A 4,833-nucleotide genomic window follows, 5' to 3' on the forward strand; every position below is an offset into this window, starting at 1 on the left:
ACAGAATTTGTCTGGCGACCATAGCGCTGTGGCCCCACCTGATCCCATGCCGAACTCAGAAGTGAAACGCAGTCGCGCCGATGGTAGTGTGGGGTCTCCCCATGTGAGAGTAGGTCATCGCCAGGCGCCAAATTTGAGTTTACGTTTCTATAAACGTGAGCTGTATAAAGATTGATATTTCAGCCTTGCTGAAAACAAAGAATTTACTTGGCGACCATAGCACTATGGACCCACCTGATCCCATGCCGAACTCAGAAGTGAAACATAGTAGCGCCGATGGTAGTGTGGGGTCTCCCCATGTGAGAGTAGGTCATCGCCAGGTTTCAAATTGCTTTATGCTGAATAGACACTGCGGAGTGGTAGTTCAGTTGGTTAGAATACCGGCCTGTCACGCCGGGGGTCGCGGGTTCGAGTCCCGTCCACTCCGCCACTTATTAAAGCCCCAGTCTAACGACTGGGGCTTTTTTACGTCTGGAGCAATATGAATAGGCACTGCGATGTGGTCGTTCAGTTGGTTAGGCTTTTAATTGGAGATCTTCGCGGCCTGTCGCGCCGGGGGCGCACTGATTTCAAGGAATGGCAAGTCCCGTCCACTCCGCCACTTATTAAAGCCTCAGTCTAACGACTGGGGCTTTTTTACGTCTGAATAAAAGTGAAATCGTGTCATTTCCTCTTGTTTATCCATGCTGTGCTGCCCCTTTCAAGCTTTTAGGTTCCAGTGGTTTAAAAGCTGTACAATCTATTAAGGTGTTAATTATCAGTATCTTATGATATTTTATCTATGGTGTTATTGTGGATGTGAATTGTGTATATCTTTTTTATGTTCTGTTTCATAAAAGGTGTACACCTATTTTCTTCTTGATGCATAAAGAAGATTTCGGAATTTATGAACCCTATCTATGCTGGCATATAGTAATATTGACCACAGTTAGAAATGACAGTGCGATGAGTGAAACTATAAGCCACAACACAAAATTGATAGTGATTGACTTAGCGAGACGGCCATTACTCATTGATGATGGGCTGAGGCTCTCTTTAGTTAGTTACTTAGTTACTTAGTTACTTAGTTGGTTTATATTAATATTAGAAACTTCATTAAGGCTATAAGATGAATCATACGAAAGACGTTCTGGCTAGTATTCGCAGCGTTAGAAGTAGCCTAACAGTATCGGCTCAGCGAATTGCAGACTTCATACTTGAGAACCCCAAAAAAATAACAAACTTATCAACTGCAGAGCTTGCTAACTCATCTGGTGTAGGTGAAGCAAGCCTGATACGTTTTTGTAAAAAAATGGGTTATTCTGGCTTTCAGGAATTCAAAATGTTGCTGGCTATATCGTTAGTTAAGAATGAAACGCCACAGCCAGACTTATTGTCGAGTGAGATAGATCTTACTGATGATATGGAAATCATTGGAGAAAAGCTTCAGCTGGTTTTACAGCATGTGCTATCAGAGACTCGCGCCCTATTGGATTTTGATGTGCTACGTGAAGTCTCTGACAAAATTACCACTTCATCGTCGACTACATTCTTTGGTGTAGGATCTTCTGGAGTTACAGCGGAAGAGGCAAAAAACAAGCTAATGCGTATCGGGTATAGTGTCGATGCTATTGCGAACAACCACTTTATGTACATGAAAGCCTCGCTGCTTGGAAAGGGGGATGTCGTGATCGCACTATCACACTCAGGCGAATCCCCTGAAACAATTAAAGCATTGCGTATTGCAAAAGATATGGGTGCATTCACTGTAGCGTTAACCCATAATTCGCGCTCGACGATTTGTCATTACGCGGATAAGGTTCTGCTCAATGGTAATCGTGAGAATTGGTTACAGGGCGATTCGATTGGCACGAAAGTCGCTCAAATGTTTGTTTTAGATTTACTGTATACTGAACTGGTTCGTTCGGACCTTAAAACTGCACAAAGTAACAAACTTAAAACCACGCAATCCATCATGTAGTACAAGTGATTTTGTGAACCATGTCATGAATTGATTCATTCATGATAGATCACTACACCCTTAAATGGAATTATACTCCACAAATAATCAACGCTCGGAGTTTGGTTCCTATGTCAGGTTCTACTTTTTTTGAAACAGCACAAAAATTCGGGAAGTCTTTTATGCTTCCGATTGCAGTTCTTCCCGCTGCAGGTCTATTACTTGGTATCGGCGGCGCATTATCAAACCCTAACACCTTAATTGCTTATCCATTTTTAGATGTTGCGCTCCTACAAGCAATTTTCACCATTATGACGGCTGCTGGTGCAATCGTGTTTGGTAATTTACCGGTGCTATTCGCGGTCGGTGTTGCTGTCGGTTTGGCTCGAAGTGATAAAGGTACGGCGGGTCTTTCCGCGTTACTTGCTTACTTGGTAATGAACGCAACGATTGGTGCAATGCTATCGCTGCAAGGTAGCCTGGCAACAGGCAATCTAGGGGCTGTGGGTCAGGGGATGATCCTCGGTATTCAAACCTTAGATACTGGTGTGTTTGGTGGTGTGGTTGTTGGTATCATGGCTAACTTCTTGCACTCTCGATATAACAAAATTGAACTACCTAAATTTCTTGGTTTTTTCGGTGGTTCCCGTTTCGTTCCTATCGTTTCTGCATTTTCTGCGATCATTCTTGGCGCAGTAATGTACTTAGTGTGGCCTAAGATTCAGTCTGGCATCTTCAGTATGGGTAGCTTAGTCGAAACAACGGGATACATAGGGACATTATTCTACGGTTTCATTCTTCGTATGTTGGGTTTGTTCGGTCTTCACCATATCTTCTATCTTCCTTTTTGGACTACCGCACTTGGTGGCACCGAAATAGTAAACGGTGTGATGGTTGATGGTACACAACGAATATTCTTTGCTCAGTTAGCCGATCCGTCAGTACAGCAGTACTTTATCGGTACCTCTCGTTTCATGTCCGGTCGTTTTATCACGATGATGTTCGGTCTTATGGGAGCGGCACTTGCTATCTACCACTGCGCCAAACCCGAGCACAAAGTCAGAGTTGGTGGCTTGATGCTATCTGCGGCTTTTACTTCGTTCTTAACGGGTATCACGGAACCCCTAGAGTTTTCATTCTTATTCGTTGCTCCTGCTCTGTATGTAGTGCATGCGGTATTTGATGGCTTTGCATTTATGCTGGCTCACATGTTCGAAATTACAATCGGTCAAACCTTCTCGGGTGGCTTTATTGATTTCATTCTGTTCGGTGTTCTGCAAGGTCAGGCTAAAACGAATTGGATGGCGGTTCCAGTTATTGGTACTGCCTGGTTCTTCCTGTATTACTTTTCATTCCGCTTCATGATTACTAAGTTCAATTTTAAAACTCAAGGCCGAGAAGATGAATCACAGGCAGAAGCAATGAATATATCGGGTACTGAACGTGCTATTGCGATAGTTAAGCACCTAGGTAGCGCAGGTAACATCAAAGATATTGATTGCTGCGCAACACGGTTACGTCTGACAATGGGAGATGCGACTAAAATTAACGAGGATGGTTTAAAAACAACCGGTGCTGTTGCTGTAGTCGTTAAAGGTAACGGTGTGCAAGTTATTTACGGTCCACACGTAACCATCGTTAAAAATGAATTAGAGGAATTGTTAGGGCTATGAGTGATTTTTTCACCAGAGCGAAAGGGGCATTAATCGTTTCATGTCAAGCACTTGAAAATGAACCTCTGCACAGTGACTTCATTATGAGCCGCATGGCGCTTGCCGCTGAGCAGGGGGGCGCATTCGGAATCCGTGCGAACTCCGTTAAAGACATTACGGAGATCAAACGAACGGTTAATTTACCTATCATTGGTATTATCAAACGCGACTATGATGATTCGGAAGTGTTCATTACGGCAACGATTAACGAAGTTGATGAACTGATGACGACGAATCCTGACATGATTGCTATTGATGCAACTGATAGAAGTCGCCCTAACGGTGAAATGCTAGAAGATTTTGTGAAAGTAATTCGTTCGAAGTACCCACATGTTCTTCTCATGGCTGATATTTCCACGTTAGATGATGCTATGGAGGCTGATAGGTTAAAGTTTGATTGTGTTTCATCAACACTTCACGGTTATACCGAAAATACAAAGAACAGTAAGTTATTTTCGAATGATTTCCAATTCCTTAAAGATTTGCTTGAAGCAGTGACAATCCCTGTTATTGCGGAGGGTAATGTAGAAACGCCAGAAATGGCGAAACGTTGTCTAGATGTTGGTTGTCATGCGGTTGTTGTCGGTGGGGCAATTACCCGACCAAAGCAAATCACTGAACGATTCATTGAAGCAATGAAGTAACACCATCCCCCTACGACCAAAGGCTATTTTTCGAAATAGCCTTTTATTATATATTTCTTGTTCTTTAGGGTGACATCAGCAATACGCTGAACTGATCTTCAAGGTCTTAACCTACGAATTGAGCAGTTCCAGTAATTTAGTTAACTCATCTAGTGAGTAAATCATTCATGATGGTGAGTCATAACAGAAAATCATCAAAGGCCGTTTTACATCACCTTTCGTTTATGCGTTAAGAGCTGAAAATATATGAATGAATGTGTGTAATTAATGGTCCTAAAGTAATTTATTAAAACTACTCTTATTAACGTTGAGTAGGTTTAATCAATTCATGATGAGTCTCCGATAGCTTAAAGTTAATCTGGAAGATATTGATTCGATAATAAACACCCTACATATTGGCTCTGTTCAGTACTCAAGTTGATAAACTATATTATAGATAGATATGCTAACTCCTTGAGGCTACCAGCATGGAAGACTTCAATTTTACGCAACTATTAGAGTCTATCCAACGACTTACACCTGAGCAAAAACAGTGCAT

At 42.2% G+C, this 4,833-nt stretch carries 3 protein-coding genes, 1 tRNA gene and 2 rRNA genes; all 6 read left to right on the top strand.

Annotated elements, in window-relative coordinates; genetic code table 11:
- Nucleotides 1–10: 10 nt before the first annotated feature.
- The 6 genes from rrf (R3289_RS20400) to R3289_RS20425 all read left to right on the top strand — a co-directional run bounded on the left by rrf (R3289_RS20400) (nt 11) and on the right by R3289_RS20425 (nt 4,295).
- Nucleotides 11–126: ribosomal RNA gene (gene rrf / locus R3289_RS20400) — 5S ribosomal RNA — on the top strand.
- 80 nt (nt 127–206) lie between these two features.
- A 5S ribosomal RNA gene (rrf, locus tag R3289_RS20405) occupies nt 207–322 on the top strand.
- Nucleotides 323–353: 31 nt separating this feature from the next.
- Nucleotides 354–430 (top strand) — tRNA-Asp (locus R3289_RS20410).
- 678 nt (nt 431–1,108) lie between these two features.
- Nucleotides 1,109–1,960, top strand: a complete 852-nt coding sequence (locus R3289_RS20415) for a MurR/RpiR family transcriptional regulator (RefSeq protein WP_318927742.1) — start codon at nt 1,109–1,111, stop codon at nt 1,958–1,960.
- A 161-nt stretch (nt 1,961–2,121) separates the two neighbouring features.
- Nucleotides 2,122–3,612 carry a PTS transporter subunit EIIC gene (locus tag R3289_RS20420; RefSeq protein ID WP_318927743.1) on the top strand — a complete coding sequence of 497 codons (1,491 nt, stop codon included), beginning with the start codon at nt 2,122–2,124 and terminating at the stop codon, nt 3,610–3,612.
- Complete coding sequence (locus R3289_RS20425) at nt 3,609–4,295, top strand: N-acetylmannosamine-6-phosphate 2-epimerase (protein WP_318927744.1); 687 nt, start codon at nt 3,609–3,611, stop codon at nt 4,293–4,295. Before R3289_RS20420 ends, R3289_RS20425 begins: the two co-directional genes overlap by 4 nt.
- Nucleotides 4,296–4,833 lie beyond the last annotated feature (538 nt).

It is taken from the genome of Photobacterium sp. (assembly GCF_033720175.1).
In the GTDB taxonomy this organism is placed as follows: domain Bacteria; phylum Pseudomonadota; class Gammaproteobacteria; order Enterobacterales; family Vibrionaceae; genus Photobacterium.

Coding starts and splice junctions, on each gene's coding strand:
- R3289_RS20415 (WP_318927742.1), top strand. CDS start 1,109: ATGAATCATACGAAAGACGTTCTGGCTAGTATTCGCAGCGTTAGAAGT.
- R3289_RS20420 (WP_318927743.1), top strand. CDS start 2,122: ATGCTTCCGATTGCAGTTCTTCCCGCTGCAGGTCTATTACTTGGTATC.
- R3289_RS20425 (WP_318927744.1), top strand. CDS start 3,609: ATGAGTGATTTTTTCACCAGAGCGAAAGGGGCATTAATCGTTTCATGT.